21 protein-coding genes and 1 tRNA gene are annotated in these 17,832 nt (G+C 45.9%); 8 read left to right on the forward strand and 14 right to left on the reverse strand.

Annotation, left to right across the window (positions count from 1 at the left end):
• The first annotated feature begins 5 nt into the window (after positions 1–5).
• Positions 6–596: an SCO family protein gene (locus ICV39_RS03665; protein ID WP_215390527.1), complete on the forward strand. Its 591-nt coding sequence runs from the start codon at positions 6–8 to the stop codon at positions 594–596.
• Between the two features lie 31 nt (positions 597–627).
• Here ICV39_RS03665 and rpoH read toward each other — a convergent pair whose 3' ends face one another.
• The gene (rpoH, locus tag ICV39_RS03670; RefSeq protein WP_215390528.1) at positions 628–1,551 is read right to left on the reverse strand and encodes an RNA polymerase sigma factor RpoH; all 924 of its coding nucleotides are present in this window, start codon (positions 1,549–1,551) and stop codon (positions 628–630) included.
• Positions 1,552–1,642: 91 nt separating this feature from the next.
• Positions 1,643–2,533 (reverse strand): signal recognition particle-docking protein FtsY, encoded by an 891-nt coding sequence (gene ftsY, locus ICV39_RS03675; RefSeq protein ID WP_215390529.1) that lies wholly within the window; start codon positions 2,531–2,533, stop codon positions 1,643–1,645.
• A gap of 63 nt (positions 2,534–2,596) precedes the next feature.
• Here ftsY and ICV39_RS03680 point away from each other — a divergent pair, with 63 nt between their 5' ends.
• The 5 genes from ICV39_RS03680 to ICV39_RS03700 are packed head-to-tail and all read left to right on the forward strand — an operon-like array spanning position 2,597 to position 6,727.
• Positions 2,597–3,964, forward strand: coding sequence for a pitrilysin family protein (locus ICV39_RS03680; RefSeq protein ID WP_215390530.1), 1,368 nt, complete (start codon positions 2,597–2,599; stop codon positions 3,962–3,964).
• A complete protein-coding gene (locus ICV39_RS03685) occupies positions 3,961–5,298 on the forward strand; it encodes a pitrilysin family protein (RefSeq protein ID WP_215390531.1) in 1,338 nt (445 codons plus the stop codon). The genes ICV39_RS03680 and ICV39_RS03685 overlap by 4 nt, the downstream gene beginning before the upstream one ends.
• Positions 5,270–5,905, forward strand: coding sequence for a 16S rRNA (guanine(966)-N(2))-methyltransferase RsmD (rsmD, locus tag ICV39_RS03690; RefSeq protein WP_256437484.1), 636 nt, complete (start codon positions 5,270–5,272; stop codon positions 5,903–5,905). The genes ICV39_RS03685 and rsmD overlap by 29 nt, the downstream gene beginning before the upstream one ends.
• A gap of 36 nt (positions 5,906–5,941) precedes the next feature.
• Entirely contained in the window at positions 5,942–6,439 is a 498-nt protein-coding gene (gene coaD / locus ICV39_RS03695; RefSeq protein WP_215390532.1) for a pantetheine-phosphate adenylyltransferase, read from the forward strand.
• A gap of 21 nt (positions 6,440–6,460) precedes the next feature.
• Positions 6,461–6,727 carry a YfhL family 4Fe-4S dicluster ferredoxin gene (locus ICV39_RS03700; RefSeq protein WP_215390533.1) on the forward strand — a complete coding sequence of 89 codons (267 nt, stop codon included), beginning with the start codon at positions 6,461–6,463 and terminating at the stop codon, positions 6,725–6,727.
• 3 nt (positions 6,728–6,730) lie between these two features.
• Here the strand turns inward: ICV39_RS03700 and pth are convergent, their stop codons facing one another.
• The 6 genes from pth to ICV39_RS03730 form a co-directional block, all read right to left on the reverse strand.
• The gene (gene pth / locus ICV39_RS03705) at positions 6,731–7,321 is read right to left on the reverse strand and encodes an aminoacyl-tRNA hydrolase (protein WP_215390534.1); all 591 of its coding nucleotides are present in this window, start codon (positions 7,319–7,321) and stop codon (positions 6,731–6,733) included.
• Between the two features lie 113 nt (positions 7,322–7,434).
• Complete coding sequence (locus tag ICV39_RS03710; protein WP_215390535.1) at positions 7,435–8,085, reverse strand: 50S ribosomal protein L25/general stress protein Ctc; 651 nt, start codon at positions 8,083–8,085, stop codon at positions 7,435–7,437.
• A gap of 144 nt (positions 8,086–8,229) precedes the next feature.
• Positions 8,230–9,195: a ribose-phosphate pyrophosphokinase gene (locus ICV39_RS03715; RefSeq protein WP_173956498.1), complete on the reverse strand. Its 966-nt coding sequence runs from the start codon at positions 9,193–9,195 to the stop codon at positions 8,230–8,232.
• 54 nt (positions 9,196–9,249) lie between these two features.
• Positions 9,250–9,326: transfer RNA gene (locus tag ICV39_RS03720), tRNA-Gln, on the reverse strand.
• A 5-nt stretch (positions 9,327–9,331) separates the two neighbouring features.
• Positions 9,332–10,216, reverse strand: coding sequence for a 4-(cytidine 5'-diphospho)-2-C-methyl-D-erythritol kinase (gene ispE / locus ICV39_RS03725; protein ID WP_215390536.1), 885 nt, complete (start codon positions 10,214–10,216; stop codon positions 9,332–9,334).
• Positions 10,209–11,678, reverse strand: a complete 1,470-nt coding sequence (locus ICV39_RS03730; protein WP_215390537.1) for an outer membrane lipoprotein LolB — start codon at positions 11,676–11,678, stop codon at positions 10,209–10,211. The genes ispE and ICV39_RS03730 overlap by 8 nt, the downstream gene beginning before the upstream one ends.
• Positions 11,679–11,713: 35 nt before the next feature.
• Here ICV39_RS03730 and mutM point away from each other — a divergent pair, with 35 nt between their 5' ends.
• Complete coding sequence (mutM, locus tag ICV39_RS03735) at positions 11,714–12,550, forward strand: bifunctional DNA-formamidopyrimidine glycosylase/DNA-(apurinic or apyrimidinic site) lyase (protein ID WP_215390538.1); 837 nt, start codon at positions 11,714–11,716, stop codon at positions 12,548–12,550.
• A complete protein-coding gene (gene mutY, locus ICV39_RS03740) occupies positions 12,535–13,677 on the forward strand; it encodes an A/G-specific adenine glycosylase (protein WP_215390539.1) in 1,143 nt (380 codons plus the stop codon). The genes mutM and mutY overlap by 16 nt, the downstream gene beginning before the upstream one ends.
• Here the strand turns inward: mutY and rapZ are convergent.
• The 6 genes from rapZ to ICV39_RS03770 all read right to left on the reverse strand — a co-directional run bounded on the left by rapZ (position 13,622) and on the right by ICV39_RS03770 (position 17,832).
• Entirely contained in the window at positions 13,622–14,512 is an 891-nt protein-coding gene (gene rapZ / locus ICV39_RS03745) for an RNase adapter RapZ (RefSeq protein WP_215390540.1), read from the reverse strand. The genes mutY and rapZ overlap by 56 nt on opposite strands.
• Before the next feature lie 3 nt (positions 14,513–14,515).
• The gene (gene hprK, locus ICV39_RS03750; RefSeq protein WP_215390541.1) at positions 14,516–15,502 is read right to left on the reverse strand and encodes an HPr(Ser) kinase/phosphatase; all 987 of its coding nucleotides are present in this window, start codon (positions 15,500–15,502) and stop codon (positions 14,516–14,518) included.
• Entirely contained in the window at positions 15,499–15,960 is a 462-nt protein-coding gene (locus ICV39_RS03755; protein ID WP_215390542.1) for a PTS sugar transporter subunit IIA, read from the reverse strand. Before ICV39_RS03755 ends, hprK begins: the two co-directional genes overlap by 4 nt.
• A gap of 33 nt (positions 15,961–15,993) precedes the next feature.
• Positions 15,994–16,317, reverse strand: a complete 324-nt coding sequence (hpf, locus tag ICV39_RS03760; protein ID WP_173956490.1) for a ribosome hibernation-promoting factor, HPF/YfiA family — start codon at positions 16,315–16,317, stop codon at positions 15,994–15,996.
• A 199-nt stretch (positions 16,318–16,516) separates the two neighbouring features.
• The gene (lptB, locus tag ICV39_RS03765) at positions 16,517–17,284 is read right to left on the reverse strand and encodes an LPS export ABC transporter ATP-binding protein (RefSeq protein WP_215390543.1); all 768 of its coding nucleotides are present in this window, start codon (positions 17,282–17,284) and stop codon (positions 16,517–16,519) included.
• A complete protein-coding gene (locus tag ICV39_RS03770) occupies positions 17,281–17,832 on the reverse strand; it encodes an LptA/OstA family protein (protein ID WP_215390544.1) in 552 nt (183 codons plus the stop codon). The genes lptB and ICV39_RS03770 overlap by 4 nt, the downstream gene beginning before the upstream one ends.

Raw genomic sequence — 17,832 nt, forward strand, 5'->3', positions numbered from 1 at the left:
TTGGAATGAACATGCTTGCATTACGTAGTTTTTTGATTGCCGCCATGGCAATCATTTTGGTCGCGTGTAGCCCAAAGCCAGAGTTCAAAAATATCGATATCACTGGCAGCACTGCATTTGGAAAAGACTTTAGCTTGTTGGACCCCGATGGAAATACCAGAACACTGTCTGATTTCAAAGGCAAGGTTGTAGTCATGTTTTTTGGCTATACCCAATGCCCCGATATTTGCCCAACAACCCTAACAGAGATGCAGCAGGTGATGACTTTGCTGGGGCCGCAGTCTGATAAGGTGCAGGTCTTGTTTGTTACGGTTGATCCTGAGCGCGATACCGCAGCGATTTTGAAACAGTATGTCCCTTCTTTTGACCCCCGCTTTTTGGGATTGCGTCCAGCAGATGAGGCTGCCTTAGAAAAGGTGGTGAAGGACTTCAAAATCTATTACAAGAAAGTACCTGGAAAAACCCCTGGCACTTACACAATGGATCACACAGCAGGTAGTTATGCCTTTGATCCACAAGGACGCTTACGTCTCTATATCAAACATGCACAAGGACCGGAGACCTTGGCGCATGATTTAAAAGAATTAATGAAGTAAGGAAAAGGGTTCTGAAAAGAACCCTTTTTTATTAAGCTGCTTGAAGCAGACCGCGCATCTTTTTGAGTGCTGCCGTTTCAATTTGGCGAACTCGCTCTGCAGAAATGCCATATTCCTCTGCAAGATCATGCAGAGTTTTTGTACCGTTACCATCTGCATCCATCGCTAGCCAGCGAGATTGCACAATATTACGACTGCGTTCATCAAGAGCCATTAGGGCCTGATCAAGCTTGGGACCTTGTAATGCCTCGGCTTGAGCGCTAGCAATGCGCTCAGTGGGCTCTTGGCTGTTATCAGCAAGCCACTGAATTGGAGCGTAAGCTGCATCATCATCGCTGTCATCGCCTTCAAGTGCAACATCACCTCCAGCAAGACGCATTTCCATTTCTTTAACGTCAGAACCTTTGACATCCAAGGCTTTTGCGAGTGCATCTACTTCCGCTGTTGTCAGCGAATTCAAGGTTGGCTTATTGCTACGTAAATTGAAGAACAACTTACGCTGTGCTTTGGTTGTTGCTGTTTTTACTAAGCGCCAATTTTTGAGAATGTACTCATGAATTTCCGCTTTGATCCAGTGAATTGCATAAGATACTAAGCGAGCACCATTACTGGGGTCGTAACGCTTCACTGCTTTCATGAGGCCAACATTGCCCTCTTGAATAAGATCAGCGTGTGGAATGCCATAGCCAAGGTATTGACGAGCAACAGAAACAACTAAACGTAAATGCGAAAGCACTAAAGTTTTTGCAGCATCTACATTTTCAGTGCGACGAAACTCCTGCGCAAGATGTAACTCTTCTGCAGCACTTAGCATCGGTACGCGATTTACGTACGCGATGTAAGAATCGAGTGTGCCAACCCCAAGGGATGGCAGCATTGGAAATGCGGACGCCGCTGCAGCCTGCGCTACAGGCAGCCTTTGCAAATTCGGTTTGTCAGATTTCTTTTGAACCATTTTTTTATAAATATGAGGTGTTAATAGGTTTCTATTTTAGCACTCTTGTCAAGAGAGTGCTAATGGTTTCTATTGAATGTAAGTTATTGAATTAATTGAATAATTCAGAGGAATATTGCCTTGCAGTGAATGGGGCTAAATCATCAATTCCTTCGCCCTTACCAAGGGCCAAAATTGCGGGTTTGGGACCTTCTTTGAGGGTTTGGGCTAGGGCGCAAATAACACCCCCTTTGGCAGTTCCATCGAGCTTGGTAACGATGATCGCGGTAAGACCCAAAGCCGCATGAAATGCCTTTACTTGGCTCAAACCATTTTGTCCTGTGTTGCCATCTAAAACCAATAGTGTGTGATGTGGTGCCCCAGGAAGTGCTTTACCAATAACTCTTTTTACCTTCTTGAGTTCTTCCATGAGGTGATCTTGAGTAGCAAGGCGACCTGCAGTATCGATAATCAGGACGTCATTTTTACGGGAGATTGCTGAGTGGATTGCATCGTGTGCAACAGCCGCCGCATCTCCCCCCTCTTGAGTGATAACGTCAACTTGGTTGCGCCCGCCCCATTCTTGTAGCTGATTACGTGCGGCCGCCCTAAAGGTATCGCCAGCTGCCAGCAGAACGGATTTACCTTGAGATTGAAAGAGCTTGCAGAGCTTTCCGATAGTAGTAGTTTTGCCTGCGCCATTGACGCCAACTACTAGCCACACTTCGGGAATATGGCTTGAAGTGCTTGTAAATAAAGGGTTTGGGCTGACTTCAAGACTTTGCAACAGGCTTGTAACCTCTTGAACTAGCAATGCTTGCAAGTCTTCAGCACTAGACGCTTTTTCTGATTTAGCGGCTTTGCGTAGCTTAGTCATCAATTGTTCGGTCGTAGGCAAACCCACATCACTCTGAATGAGTGATTCTTCTAAATGATCAAACCAAGCATCATCTAATTTGCTTGATTTAAATAGAGATCCTAGGGTTTTACGTAATCCAAACATAATCGATACAATTTAATCCTTGCATCTTATCAATTTAATTCTTGGGATATGGTGATTTAGCAGATGCGTTCCAATTTACTCCGAATTTCTTTCCTATTTTTGCTATTTGCCCAACTTTCTTGGGCGGCAGATAAAAATCCATCGGATACTCATGAATTTCTATTAAACAATGGCCTGAAACTAGTTGTACGCGAAGATCATCGGGCGCCAACCGTAGCACATATGGTTTGGTATCGTGCGGGCTCTATGGACGAGACCAATGGCAGAACGGGCGTAGCCCATGTTCTTGAGCATATGATGTTCAAAGGGACCGATAAGGTAAAAGCTGGGGAGTTCTCGCGTTTGGTTGCCGCAGTTGGTGGGCGAGAGAATGCCTTTACATCGCGCGACTACACAGCCTATTTTCAGCAAGTCGAAAAATCAAAATTAGAAGAGGTAATTAAGTTAGAGGCTGATCGCATGTCTAACTTGAATTTTGACGATGCTGAATTCTTAAAAGAAATCCAAGTCGTGATGGAGGAGCGTCGCCTAAGAACGGAAGACAATCCGAGTAGTTTGCTAAATGAGTCCCTAATGGCGACTGCATTTATGAGTTCACCTTATCGTCATCCAGTTGTTGGTTGGATGAACGATTTGCAAAACATGACTGCAGCAGATGCGCGCGATTGGTATCGTACTTGGTACAAACCAAATAATGCGACTGTAGTGATTACTGGCGATGTAAATGCCCAGCAAGTTTTGGCAATTGTAGAAAAATATTACGGTGCCGTTGCTGCTAAAGAGTTGCCTGTTCGTAAGCCACAAATTGAGCCGCCTCAGAGGGGGGTGAAGCAAGTCCAAGTAAAGGCTCCAGCTGATAGCGCCCAGCTGACTATGGCGTGGAAAGCCCCTCGCCTTGAGCCAGGCAAACTTGATGAGTCAGATCCATATGCACTCGAGTTATTAACAGCAGTTTTAGATGGTTATGACAACGCGCGACTCAATCGTAGTCTGGTTAAGCAAGAAAAAGTAGTGAACGATGTTAGTGTTGGATATGACATGATTTCTCGAGGTCCAGCGTTATTTGTTGTTAGTGCCACCCTTGCTAAGGGTAAGACAATAGAGCAAGCCCAATCTAGCATTCGCAAAGCGATTAATGAGATTCAGCAAAAAGGTATTTTGGAATCTGAGCTAAAGCGAATTAAGGTGCGCATTCTTTCCGAGCAAATATATAAGCGTGATTCTATTTTTGGTCAGGCAATGGAAATTGGCGGAACGGAGATGGCTGGATTTTCTTGGAGAGATATTGATTACATGTTGGAAAGAATGCAGTCAATTACTCCTGAACAAGTGCAAGCAGTCGCCAAAAAATATCTAGTAGACGATCATTTGACGATTGCCATATTGGATCCGCAGGCCCGTAAGTCAGGCGCGGAAGGGGGTAAACCATGAAACTGGTCCGACACATAGCAATTTTCATATTCTCCCTATTTGGCCCTCTTACCAGCGCCCAAGCAACCTTACCCATTGAGCAATTGGAGTCTTTTAAAGGTGCAAAAGCATATCTTGTACAAACCAAGTCTTTGCCGATGGTAGATATTGAGGTCAGTATTGATGCGGGTGATCGCTACGATCCTGCTGGCAAGAGTGGCTTAGCGGATTTAACCGCCGACTTAATGACTTATGGTGTTCGAGGTGAAAAAGGTCTCTTAAGTGAAGCACAAATCGCTGATGAGATTGCTGACCTTGGGGCGAATATTGGTTTATCCGTAAGTGGTGAGCGTGCCACTTTGCGTATTCGTAGTTTAAGCAGAAAGGATCTGCGTGATCGAGCAGTCCAGCTCGCCGCTGCCATGTTGAGCGCACCAACTTATGATGCGAATATCGTTGCTCGTGAAAAACAGCGAACCATCACAAACTTACTTGAGGCGGAGACAAAGCCCGAGTATGTTCTTGAGAGACGCTTTAAGTCTATGGTTTACGGTAAGTATCCTTTGGCAGAGAGCCCATCTGTTAAGTCCATTTCCGCAATCACTTCGGCTGATCTAGCGCAATTTCATAAGCGCTTCTATCGAGGCGATCGAATGATCGTGAGCATTGTTGGGGATGTTGATCAGGCTCAAGCAAAAGAAATCGTGCAAGGTTTGTTAAAGAGGGTTCCTCAATTTGGGCCAGCTATTCCCGCACTTCCACAATTGCAGCGCTCTTCTGCAGAGCCATTGGCTGAGCGTCAGGTAAGCATTCCATTTGATTCTCAACAGGCGCACATCGCCATGGGAATGACAGCCGTTACGCGCAACAATCCCGATTACTTCCCCTTATTGGTTGGTAATTACATTTTGGGAGGCGGAGGTTTTGTATCGCGATTAATGACGGAGGTGCGCGAGAAGCGCGGTCTAGCTTATAGCGTCTTCAGTTATTTTTCACCCGGAAAGGATGTTGGCATCTTTCAGGCAGGCTTGCAGACCAAGAGTGATCAAGGGTCTGTGGCTCTTGAGGTAATGAGCGAGACAATTGCCAATTTTATTGCGAAGGGCCCAACTGACTCTGAGCTCGCTGCCGCTAAGGCAAATTTAGTCAATGGCTATCCATTGCGAATAGACAATAATCGAAAATTATTAGACAACGTTTCTTCAATTGTTTGGAATGATCTTCCCTTGGATACGATGGAAGTCTGGACTAAGCAGGTAGAGGCAGTTACCTTAGATCAGGTGACGGCCGCCTTTCAAAAATATCTTGCAATGGATCGCATGAAGATTGTTTTGCTGGGAGCTCAAAATAAGTAAGCTTAAATCTTTAAAGAGCGAGCCACCAAAGAAGGTTCGGATTATTGGCGGCAACTGGAGGAGTCGCTTGCTCTCAGTAATGGATGTGCCCGGCTTGCGCCCAACAACTGATCGCATTCGTGAAACTTTATTCAATTGGTTGGGCCAAGATTTAACAGGCTTGAGGTGCTTGGATTTATTTGCAGGTACAGGCGCTCTTGGATTTGAGGCTGCATCGCGTGGTGCGAGTGTGGTTACTCTTTTGGAGAAAGATAAAAAAGCCCATGCAAATTTATTGAAAAATTTGGAGCTATTGAATTCATCCCCAGCAACAGGTTTAGTTGAAATTTTACAAGGCGATAGCCTAGGGTTTCTCAAGAGGCAGCCTGATCACTCTGCCAACTTGATCTTTATTGATCCCCCATTTCAGGACTCAGACTTACTGAATCATGTGGTGCTCGAGGCTGCTAGAGTATGCAATGACAGTATGGGGGGCGGCATTTATGTGGAATTTCCTGCAAATCGTTCCCGTGGAGAGCTTGAGTCTCTATTGCCCTCGTGGCATTGTGGAAAGTACTTAGAGGCTGGGCAGGTAAAAGCCTGCCTATTTCGGAGTGGAAGAGGCTAAACTCTTGCGTGTAGCCGATAAAGCCTTAGGAGATTTATGACTGTAGCTGTATATCCAGGAACGTTTGACCCTTTGACTCGTGGTCACGAGGATTTGGTGCGTCGTGCATCCAGTATTTTTGATCAGCTTATCGTTGGTGTTGCTTCAAGTCGTAGCAAGCACCCGTTCTTTACCCTCGAAGAGCGTATTGATATCGCTAAAGAAGTTATGGGGCACTACCCAAATGTGAAGGTCGTCGGCTTTGATGGCTTGTTGAAAGATTTCGCACGTGAGCACAATGCGCGAGTGATTGTGCGTGGCTTACGCGCAGTATCAGATTTCGAGTATGAGTTTCAAATGGCGGGCATGAACCGTTACTTATTACCAGATGTAGAGACATTATTCTTGACCCCCTCCGACCAATATCAATTTATCTCGGGTACCTTTGTTCGTGAGATTGCTTCGATGGGTGGCGACGTTAGTAAATTTGTTTTCCCTTCCGTGGAGAAGTGGTTGGTGAAGAAGATTGAGTCTTCGCAGCAAAAAACAAAATAAGTCAGATTGGTATAGGTAAGTATGGCTTTAATGATCACTGACGAATGCATCAATTGCGATGTGTGCGAGCCAGAATGCCCCAATGATGCGATCTACATGGGGCTAGAGATCTACGAAATTGATCCCAATAAGTGCACAGAGTGTGTGGGTCATTACGATGCTCCCCAATGCCGTCAAGTCTGCCCGGTAGACTGCATTCCATTTAATCCAGAACACAAAGAAACCCAGGAACAGTTAATGGTGAAATTCAGGCTATTAACAGCCAATAAAAAAGCGATTCAAAGCTAGAGCCTACGCTTTAGAGTGAAGCTCCATCATGGCGGTTTGGGGATCGCCTTTCAAAAACAGCGGCAATATTTGTAGACCATTTTCAATGCTTGTATTAATGAGTTTCTGTTCGGCTAATTGAGGTCTGCGCAAAACATAGTCAGCTACATCCATTGGGCGGCCATCGCCAGCCAAATCTCGTGGATGACCTATGCCAAGGCGTAAACGCCAATATTGAGGGGTTCCAAGGTGCGCCTGGATATCTTTGAGGCCATTATGGCCACCAGTCCCACCACCTAGTTTCAATCGGGCAGTTCCGGGTTTTAAATCAAGCTCATCTTGAACTACCAAAATATTATCGGCACTCATCTTATGAAAGCGACAGAGTGCGCCAACCGCTTGCCCACTTAGATTCATATACGTGGTCGGCTTTAGAAGATAAAGATCTTCGCCTTCCCACTTTGTTTTAGCCACTTTTCCATGAAAGCGTTTTTCACTTTCGAACCGGGTGTTTAATTGTTTAGCCAGGGCGTCGACAAACCAGAAGCCAGCGTTATGCCGATCTTCTTCGTGCTCATCGCCAGGATTGCCAAGGCCAACAATTAATTTGCTCATGGTGGGAGTTTAAAGATATAAAACAGTTTCGACAAAAAAACCAAGAAAAGATTGCTGGAAAAAAATAAAGCCCGCTTGCGCGGGCTTCAGATGGATAGGTAAAACTTAATAAATTAAGCCTTGTCCTTTGCATCGGCAGCAGGAGCGGCTGCTGGAGCTGCGGCAGCTGCTGGAGCAGCTTCTTCAGTCTCAGCGGCTTTAACAGCTGGGATACGTGCGTTTGCGATCACTGGGTTTTCTTGCTCAACGTGCAATACCAATGAAACACCTTTTGGCAATGTAAGATCTTTTGCATGAACAGAGTGACCTACTTCAATCTTGCTTAAGTCCACTTCAATGAATTCTGGCAAGTCTGCTGGTAAGCAAGAAACTTCGATGTCATTGAGGATGTGGCTTACAACAGCGCCTTGCAATTTCACGGCAGCTGAAGTTTCTGCGTTAGTGAAGTGCAATGGAACGCGCATGTGAACTTTCTCAGTCGCGGATACGCGTTGGAAGTCAATGTGCAAAACCAATGGCTTAAATGGATGCATTTGGTAATCACGCAGCAACACTTTTTGTGTTTTGCCAGAAATTTCCAAATCCAAAATAGATGAGTGAAATGCTTCTTTGCGGAGAGCATGGAATAAAGCGTTGTGATCTAACTCGATAACCAAGGCTGGTTCTTTGCTTCCGTAAACGATTCCTGGAGTTTTTCCAGAATTGCGCAGACGGCGGCTCGCACCCGTTCCCTGTACGCTTCTTTCAAAGGCGACAACTTTCATATTAAATTCCCTTTTAAGGTTAATTTCCGTTCGCGACCAAACAGAAAAGCCTTTGATTATATCGTGGGAACGGCGTTTTTCGCCTATAAATGGCAAAAAACATCCAGAAACACCCTAAAAATGGGTAAAACAGCGTTTTTTAGCTTATTCAGCGAACATGGACATGACTGAGTCGCCTTTGCTGATGCGAGACAGGGTCTCGGCGAGCAATGGGGCTACAGACAATTGGCGAATTTTGCTGACTTTTGAGGCTTCCGCTGTCAGAGGGATGGTGTCAGTTACAACGAGCTCATCCAGCTCAGAAGCGGCGATACGCGCTACCGCACCACCTGATAGAACTGCGTGAGTACAGTAGGCAGTAACGCCTTTTGCGCCACGCTCTTTGAGTGCTTCTGCTGCCTTACAAAGTGTGCCGCCAGTATCGATGATGTCATCCATGATTACGCAGTGACGACCTTCTACTTCACCGATTAAATGCATGACTTCAGAAACGTTTGCTTTAGGGCGGCGCTTATCAATAATCGCCAAATCAGTACCTAGTTGTTTTGCCATTGCGCGGGCGCGAACAACGCCGCCAATATCCGGAGAAACAACAATCAAATCTTTGTGGGTTTTTTGTGCCTGCAGGTCTGCCAATAAAACAGGTGAAGCATAGATGTTATCTACAGGGATATCGAAGAAACCCTGAATTTGGTCAGCATGCAGGTCCATCGTGAGCACGCGCTCAATGCCTGCAACAGACTGAAGCATATTCGCTACGATACGTGCGGAGATTGCCACGCGGGCCGAGCGAGGGCGGCGGTCTTGGCGGGCATATCCAAAATAAGGAATCACTGCGGTGATGCGACTTGCAGATGCGCGCTTTAACGCGTCAATCATGATCATGAGCTCCATCAAGCTGTCGTTTGTTGGAGCGCAGGTTGATTGAATCACCACGACATTTTTGCCGCGTACGTTTTCTTGAATCTCAACCTGAATTTCGCCGTCAGAAAAGCGGCCAACAAAAGCTTTGCCCAGGGGTAACTTTAGTTCTTTGGCTACAGCCTGCGCCAAAATCGGATTTGCGTTGCCTGTAAATAAAGTCAATAAATCTGAGCTGGTGGAGGACATAGTTTTAGAGATTTTGTAGGGTCAAAAGGTTGTCTTTGTCATTTCTGCAGTATTTGGCAGGGGAAGAAGGATTCGAACCTTCGCATGCTGGAATCAAAATCCAGTGCCTTAACCAGCTTGGCGATTCCCCTACAGCTCAATCTGAAGAAATCAAATTGTAAGCGGGATTTTTGTTTAGCCCCCGAACAACCCGACCTTTCCACCCTTTAGGAAGATTTTGTAGAAGATTTTCCAGTTTTTCGCGTTCGATCTTAGGGTCTAAGAGGGCAAAAACGCTACTTCCAGAGCCTGACATACGGGGTTCAGACCCCGGTATTGCCTGACTAATCCAATTCAAAGCTTGCTTCACTTCAGGACATATCCGCATCGCTACTGCCTGACAATCATTTGAAAGACTGGACCATGGCGATGCAAGAAAGCCCTCCATTGTAATCTGACCGTGATCTCTGGTCAATTGAGGGTCCTGGAAGATGCGAATAGTTGGGATGCCTTGTTTGGGGAAGATCACCAAAAAATCACACTGATCCAGGCCGATTTCTTGCATTTTTTCTCCAATGCCTTCAACAAAAGCATTTTTGCCAAAAATAAAGAAGGGAACGTCAGCCCCAAGTTGGAGACCCAATTTGCAAAGCGTATTTGTATCGAGATCGAGGCCCCAGAGTTTGTTTAAGCCAATTAAAGTTGTAGCCGCATCGGATGATCCTCCCCCTAAGCCGGCACCCATTGGAATTTCTTTTTTGAGGTGAATTTCTACCCCAGCTTTGATCTGGCAAAAATCTTTCAAGAGCGAAGCTGCCCGCACTACAAGATCATTTTCTGGCAGAACACCTGGGATTGGATTTGCATGACGAATTTCATTTTCAGAAATTCGCTTTAGCGTAATCGTGTCGCACCAATCGATTAGCTGAAAGGCTGATTGCAGTAAGTGATATCCATCAGGTCTGCGGCCCACAATATGTAAAAACAAATTGAGCTTAGCAGGGGATTGCAGTATTAGTTTGTCGTGAATGACTTCACTCATTTGCTTGATCAAAAACAAGACGAATATCAATCGATCCGATGTTTGAGCTTCTAGTCATCGTTAACTTATCGAGACGGTTCTGATCGCTCCAGCTGTAACGCAAATTCCATCCATCTTGCCGAATTTCGCTTACTTGCCCCTTGTTATTTCTTTCTACACTTGCTTCGCTACCTGGACGAGTTTCTCCCCTTAGCCAATTCGATAAACCTCTTGCAGGCAATGGAAGTCCTAATGTGTTTTGTACCAAGGTATCTGCGTCAATAGCGCTGGTGATTTGACCATCACGTTCGAGTGTTGCTTCTCCTGGGGTAATCGTTATTTTTGCAATGGCGCCACCAACAGGATTGCGAATCTCAAGAGTGTCTTTGAGGTTGTCTTGAACTAGGGTAAAGCCACCAGAGCCCCCTTGATTTTGGGCATCAGTGAGGCCGGTAACCTTAACCGCAAAACGTCCATCCCATGATCCCTTTAGGGCTTGCGTTGGGCTTAACCAGTCGGGCTTTAAGCGTTTTAAAGTTTCTTGAAGGGTGGCGTTATTGGCGTCTAATTTTTGGCCTTCTTGCCACATGGCTTCTGCTTCAGCTTTTCGTCCCATTGACCACAATACTTCACCAGTATGTGCGGCAATATCAGCCTCGGGTTTCATCCGAAATGCTTGCTGTAATTGTTCCAATGCAAGCGCATTTTTACCAAGACGAAAATTAACCCAGCCTAAGCTATCTAATATGAAAGCATCTTGAGGTGAAAGCTGATGCGCTTTGTTAATGAGGGTAAATGCTTCGGGTAATTTAGTATTGCGATCAGCAAGAGAGTAGCCAAGTGCATTGAGAGCATTCACATCATTGGGGCTCTTGCGCAAAATCTCTCGCAAAGTTTTTTCCATGACGTCAACCCGACCAACTTTCTCGGCTGACATGGCATAGGTATAAAGCAAACTTAAATTCTTAGGGCTTAGTTTTGCATTCGATGAGATTTCATAAAAAGCGCGTAATGCCTCGGATTCATCTTTAGCTTTGCTTAATAACGCTTGTAGTTGTAGAAGAGTGTTTTCTTGCTGGGCGGGTGTTTGTTGGCGTAGCAAGGAAATTGCTGGCTTCACCGCATCTGACCAGCGATTATTTAGAATCAGAAGAGTGATGAACACTTCTTTGGGTTTGGTATCGGAAGCGGGCGCTAGACTGTCCCAGACCTTGGCAGCCTGTAGGGCGAGCTCAGGCGAGCCCCCTGCAATGCCAATTTCCATTGCCCGCTGAGCAAGGCGTGGATCTTTATATTGCCGAGCCATCTCCATGTAGGTGTTGTAGGCTAGACCCGCCTCACCCCGCTGTAAGGCAATTTCAGAGGCTAAAACTTCAAAGACTGCTTGTCCTGTTGATGTTTCATCTGTCTGAGCTCGTACTGAGCCCATTAGCAAAGCTCCGCCAGTGAGGATCGCTATGGAGAAAAGTGACAATTTGCTCATAAGCACATTCTAATCTGCGAATCTACAATTCATTTATGCCAGAACTTCCAGAAGTAGAAGTCACCAGATTGGGAATTGCCCCTCACCTGCAGGGGCGAGCCGTTACCGCCGTCCAGATATTAGATGGGCGCTTACGCTGGCCAGTCCCTAAAAATCTCTCCAAGTTATTGCTTGGGCAAAAGGTGAAGGATATTCGGCGAAGAGGGAAGTACTTATTGGTTGAGTTTGCTACCGGCACTTTATTGATTCATTTGGGTATGACCGGAACTTTAAGGGTGCTTCCACTTAAAGAGCCATTGAAGTTGCATGATCGTGTGATTTTGGAGTTTGGAAGCTTCAGCTTACGCTTGCATGACCCCAGAAAATTTGGAGCGGTTTTATGGCATCCGGCATCAAATGGACCTATAGAGAAAAATTTGTTGCTACAGAAATTAGGTGTTGAGCCTTTTTCCGAAGAGTTTGAAGGTGAGATTGGCGCAGAGTTGCTGTACCAATCTTCTCGCAATCGTAGTATCGCTGTAAAACAATTTTTATTAGCAGGCCAAGCGGTTGTTGGGGTTGGCAATATTTATTGTTCTGAAAGTTTGTTCAAGGCAGGAATCCATCCGGCAAAACCAGCAGGCAAATTAACGCGCCCTCAGTGCTCACGATTGGCCGAGGCGGTACGATTCATTTTGAAAAAAGCAATTGCCGCAGGCGGCAGCAGCCTAAAAGATTTTGTGAATAGTGATGGCGATCCTGGCCATTTCATGGTGCAAACTAAAGTCTACGATCGCAAAGATCAGCCATGCAAGGTGTGTAAAACACCAATTAAACAAATCGTGCAAGGGCAACGATCCACCTATTTCTGCCCCACATGTCAAAAACGTTAATTGATCTGTTTTCACAAAAGTTAATTACTTGGCATTCTCGTCATGGTCGATCTGGCTTGCCTTGGCAGGGCAAACGAGATCCCTACGCTGTCTGGGTTTCAGAAATCATGCTGCAGCAAACACAGGTTGCTACTGTCTTGGAGCGTTATCCCCGTTTCATGAAGCGGTTTCCAACAGTGAAAAAACTAGCTGCTGCACATATTGATGAGGTTTTAGCGGAGTGGGCAGGCTTGGGATATTACTCTCGCGCTCGCAATCTACATGCGTGTGCACGGCAAGTAGTGAATGAGTTCAATGGAAACTTTCCAAGTGATCCTGCTTTGCTTGAAAAGTTGAAAGGGATAGGGCGCTCAACAGCGGGCGCAATTGCTGCATTTGCTTTTCATGTAAGAGCGCCCATTCTGGATGCCAACGTTAAACGTATACTGGCTCGCTTATTTGCAGTAGAAGGGCCGCTACAAAATAAGCTTGTGAATGATGGCCTGTGGAGTTTGGCGGATAAGTTATTGCCAAAGAAGCCTTTAGATATGCCTGTGTATACACAGGCTTTAATGGATTTTGGTGCCACTTGGTGTACATCTCGTAAGCCAGTCTGTATTGGTAACGAGAAAAAATGCCCTTTTGAAAAAGATTGCCAAGCCAATTTGAGTAATCAAGTGCTTTCATTCCCACAAAAGACGGTGAAAGCAAAGTCGCCTGAGTTTGATTGCGATATGTTGCTGATTCGGTCTGGTAATTCCATCCTCTTGCAAAAGCGTCCGAGCAAAGCGATTTGGGGCGGCTTATGGTCTTTGCCAGAATCAGCTTGGACGGCAAAGTCCGATAAAAAGAGAAAGCTGCCAGCGTTCAAAAAGATATTTGAAGAAGCTTTGCCAAATGAAAATGCGGACCCGTGGCTGAAGGCTTGTAAGGATGTAACTCCAGGTCCTCAGATTAAGCATGTCTTTACTCATCGACGATTATGGATGCAGATTTGGGGAGTTGCCGCTTCTCGAAATTTGGAGCCAAAAGGCGAGAATTTACGATGGGTGCCTATTAGGCAGTTGGGTCGTTATGGCTTGCCGCAGCCAATTAAGATTTTGCTACAGGGATTGAATCTAGCTCGCGATGACGATCTAAAAAATTAAGCTGTAAATCGTTAAGATCTTTTTTAGCGCGGAAATGTTCGCTAATACGGTTAACTAAATAGACAGAGCGATGCTGTCCACCAGTGCAACCTATGGCAACTGTTAAGTAGCTACGTCCATCTGCAATGTAATGGGGCAACCATTTCTCAATAAATTGGGTAATGTCGCTTTCCATACTCACAACCTCAGGAATTTTTTCCAAGAACTCTTTTACGGGCTTATCGTTACCCGTCAGTGGTCTCAAGACCTTGTCATAGTGAGGATTGGGGAGGCAGCGCACATCAAAAACTAAGTCCGCTTCACTCGGTATACCCTTTTTAAAACCAAAGGATTCAAAGATGACGGTGAGCCCGACAGGCTTATCTTTTAGAAGATCTTGAATCCAAGATCGCAAAGCGTGAGCGGGAAGGTTGCTGGTGTCGATGCTATGAGCTTGCGCACGTAAGGGCTCAAGCAGATTCCGTTCTTTATCAATAGCCTCAATTAAGGTGGCCGATTGGGATTGCTTGGCATCGCTTGATAATGGGTGACGACGTCGTGTTTCCGAGAATCGTTGTACCAAGGTATTGGTATCAGCATTTAAAAATACAACCCTGACTTGATGTTTGCGCTTTAATGTTTCAAGAATTGAGGGAAGATCGGCGATAGATTGGCCGCGACGCGCATCGATTGCTACGGCTACTCGCTCACTGTTTTCTCGCGCTAGAGTGTCGATAAGATTTTCTAATAGAGAAACAGGAAGGTTATCGACACAATCGTATCCAGCATCCTCGAATGCTCTCAGGGCAACTGATTTACCTGAGCCTGAGATTCCGGTAATCAGATTGATTTGCATGGCTTACAGCAGGCGCCCTTGGGACTTTGTCGAGTCTGCCTCAGCATTCATTTGAATACGCTGACGTTCAATGAACTCTTTAAGAGTATCAATGCCCCGCAGTTGCAAAATGGTATTACGTACCGCTGCTTCAACAAGAACGGCCAAGTTACGACCGGCAGCGACCTGAATTTTTACAGTACGAATCGGCACGCCCAAAACATCAACGTGTTGGGCTTCCAGCGGAAGTCGCTCAAATTCACCATCGGTTCTGCGGACTAATTGAACGATCAGTCGCAGCTTTAATTTACGGCGTACCGCTGTTTCACCAAAGATGGTGCGAATATCGAGCAAGCCGAGACCGCGTACCTCTAGTAGATTTCTGAGAATGACTGGGCATCGGCCTTCAATGTAATCTGGTCCAAGTCGCGCAAAATCAACCGCGTCATCGGCAACAAGACCATGACCACGCGAAATGAGCTCAAGACCTAATTCGCTTTTACCTAAACCAGATTCACCAGTAAGTAAGACGCCCAATCCAAGGATGTCCATGAAGACCCCATGCATCGTAATTTGTGGCGCGCCAATTTTCGTGAGATAGGTCCGCAAATGGTCAATGACTTCTGCCGCGGAAATATGCGTTGTAAATAATGGTGTTGAGGATCGCTGACAGAATAGTTGCAAGTCTGGATCAGCATTCTTGCCATCGGCCACAATCACGCAAGGCGGTGTCTTTGAAATTAAGCTCGCAATTTGCTCTTGTTTCTGTTTGGGCTCTAAGGCTGCGTGGTAATCAACTTCTTGCTCACCAAAAATTTGTATACGGCTTGGATGGATAAGATTTAAGTGACCCACAAGGTCAGAGCTGGCGGCGGCTGCTTTGACTGCTTCGGGTGGAAAGGTGCGGTCAGCACCTTCAAGGCCGCCTATCCAAGACAGCTTGAGATCGGAGACATTGTCATCAAAAATCTGCTGAGCAGTTACTCCATCCAGGAGTAATGGCTGTGTCATTTTGTATTGCCCCAATGCTGCAACAGCTCACAAACTTTTGTTGTATCGGTAGAGGTGCTCAATGTTTCACGAACGTCCGCATCTGATAACAGCTGCGCAATCGAGGAGAGGATTTCTAAGTGTTGCTGCGTCGCCTTTTCTGGCACCAACAAGAATATGAGGGTCTTAACGGGTTCGCCATCGGGTGCGGCAAATTCAATCGGGTCTTTGAGGCGAATCAAAGCGGCTGCTGGTTGCTTTAATCCCTTTACTCGACCGTGAGGTATGGCAACTCCTGCACCGAGGGCCGTTGAGCCCAATTCTTCACGAGCGTTTAAAAACTCGATGACTGAGCTTGCATCGATGCCGACTTGCTTGGCAAATAGTGCTCCAGCGGCTGCAAACGCATCAGCTCTGTTTTTGGCAGGATTGTCTAATGCGATGCAGTCGGGGGTGAAAAGATTAGTCAGGGCATTCATTAGAAATGATTATAGGTGTCCTGACGTCGGAGATCACTCAAAACGCTTTTCGTGATGGTGATCCTGGATCTTTTCCTTGTGTTTAACAACCTGGCGCTCCAGTTTGTCAACGACGGCGTCCATCGCATGGTAAAGATCAGCATTATGGGCTTCCGCAAATAATTCTTTGCCCTTGAGGTGAATGGTGATCTCCGCGCTTTGACGAAGATCTTTTTCTTTGGCGTTATCGACAACTAAAAATGCTGAGGCATCAATAACGTGGTCGAAGTGCTTTCGAATTTTCGCTAAGCCGGCCTCTAGGTGTGTACGCATGGCGGGGGTAACTTCAACATGACGGCTATTAATTTTTAAATTCATTAGCAACTCCTTGTATCAAAGCCTGCGCATAGCTATAGCTGGGGTGCGCAGCATGCCCCTGTGAAATTTGAGCTGTTTTTTTTGAGAAGTAATGCATGAACCTCCAGCGTATCAGCGAATTTGCTGAAATCCAAGAGGGGAATGAATTTTTTATTACTTATACGGATAGAAGCCCTACCCTTTGCACAAGGTTGGGGAATTACATCCGGAAATTTTCACCCAAGTAGACCCGGCGAACCGCGTCATTTTGGATGATTTGATCGGGCTGACCTTCTGCCAACACACTGCCTTCACTGATGATGTAGGCGTGATCACAAATGCCCAGGGTTTCTCGAACATTGTGGTCTGTAATCAGAACGCCTATCTGTCGGTCTCTCAAGAAGCGGACGATTCTCTGAATTTCCCCAACAGCAATGGGGTCAACACCTGCAAAGGGTTCATCCAGCAAAATAAATTTAGGCTGCGAAGCTAAAGCTCGAGCGATTTCTACGCGTCTACGTTCGCCGCCCGAAAGGGATAGTGCTGGATTGTTGCGCAGGTGACCAATTTGAAGTTCTCCCAGGAGTTCATCTAATCGATTAGCAATCTCGGATTTACTTAATGGCTTACCGCCTTGAACTTGGAGCTCTAGAACGGCTTGAATGTTTTCAGCAACATTCAGTTTTCTGAAAACAGATGCTTCTTGAGGCAGATAGGATAGGCCCATACGGGCGCGTTCATGGATGGGTAAATGTGTGATGTCTTTGCCATCAAGCACAATTTGGCCGCCATCTGCTGGCACCAAGCCGACAATCATGTAAAAAGAGGTGGTCTTACCCGCACCATTTGGCCCTAGAAGTCCAACTACTTCACCGCATTTCACTCCTACCGAAACATCGCGCACTACCGTTCTTGAGCCATAACGTTTCTGCAATTTATGGGCACTGAGTGTTGCAGATGAGTTGTCTTGAGCTTGATCCGTTGTCATTTTTCTAATGTGGCTTTTCTTCTCGGTGAAAGGATTGCTCTTGCCAAGGGAAGGTCCTCTGGTTTTGCGCTGGATGGTGGTGTAACTCGATAACGTTCAGTAATATCATCGTACTCAATTTTCCAGCCTTGCAGTTGATCAAGCATCTGCATGTTTAGCAAACGCTTCAATCTGGCATCGCCCGTGATGGTTAGCAACTCTGTTTTTGCATTGTAGGAGACTTGTGTGCCATGACCTTGCATAAATTCATCAGCTGGCCCTTCTCTTCTTTGTCTAAAGCTAGCAGCAGTATCCGCGGTTCCTTTGACATCAACGAATTCATAACCTTCAGGATCAACTAGGATATGGCCATCATCTCCCGTCACGACCATACTGCCCTTGATTAGCAGAATTTGGCCTTTGAGATCATAGATCTGTTGCACATCATTTACCGAAACACTCTCAGCTTCAAGGATGATTGGCTTGTTTTGATCTGCTTTTTCTGCATGAACTAAATTCACACATAGAGGGAGGCAAAACATAGCCCAGATTGTTGAAGGTCGGATCAT

The sequence above is a fragment of the Polynucleobacter sp. MWH-UH25E genome (assembly GCF_018687095.1).
Lineage (GTDB): Bacteria > Pseudomonadota > Gammaproteobacteria > Burkholderiales > Burkholderiaceae > Polynucleobacter.

What these genes read in the sequence shown, in the direction of transcription:
- hprK (WP_215390541.1), bottom strand. Translation starts at nt 15,502, where the DNA reads ATGACACAGCCATTACTCCTGGATGGAGTAACTGCTCAGCAGATTTTT.
- coaD (WP_215390532.1), top strand. Translation starts at nt 5,942, where the DNA reads ATGACTGTAGCTGTATATCCAGGAACGTTTGACCCTTTGACTCGTGGT.
- ICV39_RS03680 (WP_215390530.1), top strand. Translation starts at nt 2,597, where the DNA reads ATGCGTTCCAATTTACTCCGAATTTCTTTCCTATTTTTGCTATTTGCC.
- ICV39_RS03730 (WP_215390537.1), bottom strand. Translation starts at nt 11,678, where the DNA reads ATGAGCAAATTGTCACTTTTCTCCATAGCGATCCTCACTGGCGGAGCT.
- ICV39_RS03715 (WP_173956498.1), bottom strand. Translation starts at nt 9,195, where the DNA reads ATGTCCTCCACCAGCTCAGATTTATTGACTTTATTTACAGGCAACGCA.
- pth (WP_215390534.1), bottom strand. Translation starts at nt 7,321, where the DNA reads ATGAGCAAATTAATTGTTGGCCTTGGCAATCCTGGCGATGAGCACGAA.
- ICV39_RS03665 (WP_215390527.1), top strand. Translation starts at nt 6, where the DNA reads ATGAACATGCTTGCATTACGTAGTTTTTTGATTGCCGCCATGGCAATC.
- mutY (WP_215390539.1), top strand. Translation starts at nt 12,535, where the DNA reads ATGTCAAAAACGTTAATTGATCTGTTTTCACAAAAGTTAATTACTTGG.
- ispE (WP_215390536.1), bottom strand. Translation starts at nt 10,216, where the DNA reads ATGAGTGAAGTCATTCACGACAAACTAATACTGCAATCCCCTGCTAAG.
- ICV39_RS03710 (WP_215390535.1), bottom strand. Translation starts at nt 8,085, where the DNA reads ATGAAAGTTGTCGCCTTTGAAAGAAGCGTACAGGGAACGGGTGCGAGC.
- hpf (WP_173956490.1), bottom strand. Translation starts at nt 16,317, where the DNA reads ATGAATTTAAAAATTAATAGCCGTCATGTTGAAGTTACCCCCGCCATG.
- rpoH (WP_215390528.1), bottom strand. Translation starts at nt 1,551, where the DNA reads ATGGTTCAAAAGAAATCTGACAAACCGAATTTGCAAAGGCTGCCTGTA.
- ICV39_RS03770 (WP_215390544.1), bottom strand. Translation starts at nt 17,832, where the DNA reads ATGATCCGACCTTCAACAATCTGGGCTATGTTTTGCCTCCCTCTATGT.
- mutM (WP_215390538.1), top strand. Translation starts at nt 11,714, where the DNA reads ATGCCAGAACTTCCAGAAGTAGAAGTCACCAGATTGGGAATTGCCCCT.
- rapZ (WP_215390540.1), bottom strand. Translation starts at nt 14,512, where the DNA reads ATGCAAATCAATCTGATTACCGGAATCTCAGGCTCAGGTAAATCAGTT.
- ICV39_RS03685 (WP_215390531.1), top strand. Translation starts at nt 3,961, where the DNA reads ATGAAACTGGTCCGACACATAGCAATTTTCATATTCTCCCTATTTGGC.
- ICV39_RS03700 (WP_215390533.1), top strand. Translation starts at nt 6,461, where the DNA reads ATGGCTTTAATGATCACTGACGAATGCATCAATTGCGATGTGTGCGAG.
- ftsY (WP_215390529.1), bottom strand. Translation starts at nt 2,533, where the DNA reads ATGTTTGGATTACGTAAAACCCTAGGATCTCTATTTAAATCAAGCAAA.
- lptB (WP_215390543.1), bottom strand. Translation starts at nt 17,284, where the DNA reads ATGACAACGGATCAAGCTCAAGACAACTCATCTGCAACACTCAGTGCC.
- ICV39_RS03755 (WP_215390542.1), bottom strand. Translation starts at nt 15,960, where the DNA reads ATGAATGCCCTGACTAATCTTTTCACCCCCGACTGCATCGCATTAGAC.